This window comes from Nonomuraea sp. JJY05, from assembly GCF_043496855.1.
Taxonomy (GTDB): Bacteria; Actinomycetota; Actinomycetes; order Streptosporangiales; family Streptosporangiaceae; genus Nonomuraea.
The window spans coordinates 1-1,021 of sequence record NZ_JBIEIS010000136.1; the positions used below are offsets into that span (position 1 = coordinate 1).

The 1,021-nt window shown below is 67.8% G+C and carries 1 pseudogene; it reads right to left on the bottom strand.

What is annotated here, in order from left to right:
- A pseudogene (locus ACFKCF_RS61640) lies at positions 1-1,021 on the bottom strand (DNA-directed RNA polymerase subunit beta); the annotation flags it as partial.

Below are 1,021 nucleotides of genomic sequence, written 5' to 3' on the forward strand. Positions count from 1 at the left end.
GCTCCTGCAGGGCGTAGGCGGCGCCGTAGGCCTCCAGCGCCCACACCTCCATCTCACCGAAGCGCTGACCACCGAACTGCGCCTTACCACCCAGCGGCTGCTGGGTGATCATCGAGTACGGACCCGTCGAACGCGCGTGAATCTTGTCGTCGACCAGGTGCAGCAGCTTGAGAATGTAGATGTAGCCGACCGAGATCGGATACGGGAACGGCTCACCGGAACGACCGTCGAACAGCTGGGCCTTGCCCGTCGCCTGCACCATCCGGTCACCGTCGCGGTTGGCGATGGTGTTGTCGAGGAGACCGACGATCTCCTCCTCGTGGGCACCGTCGAAGACCGGCGTGGCCATGTTGGTGCGCGGGGCCACCTTCTCGAAGCCCTTGTCACGCAGCCGCTCGGCCCAGGCCTCCTCGATGCCGGAGATGTCCCAGCCGCGGGCGGCGATCCATCCCAGGTGGGTCTCCAGCACCTGGCCGACGTTCATCCGGCCGGGCACGCCCAGCGGGTTGAGGATGATGTCGACCGGGGTGCCGTCCTCCAGGAACGGCATGTCCTCCACGGGCAGGATCTTGGAGATGACGCCCTTGTTGCCGTGCCGGCCGGCCAGCTTGTCGCCGTCGGTGATCTTGCGCTTCTGGGCCACGTAGACGCGGACCAGCTCGTTGACACCCGGCGGCAGCTCGTCGCCCTCCTCGCGGGAGAACACGCGCACGCCGATGACCTTGCCCTGCTCGCCGTGCGGCACCTTCAGCGAGGTGTCGCGCACTTCGCGGGCCTTCTCACCGAAGATCGCGCGCAGCAGCCGCTCCTCCGGCGTCAGCTCGGTCTCGCCCTTGGGCGTGACCTTGCCGACGAGGATGTCACCGGGGACGACCTCGGCGCCGATGCGGATGATGCCGCGCTCGTCCAGGTCGGCCAGGACCTCCTCGGAGACGTTGGGGATGTCCCGGGTGATCTCCTCGGGGCCCAGCTTGGTGTCGCGGGCGTCGACCTCGTGCTCCTCGATGTGGATCGAGGACAG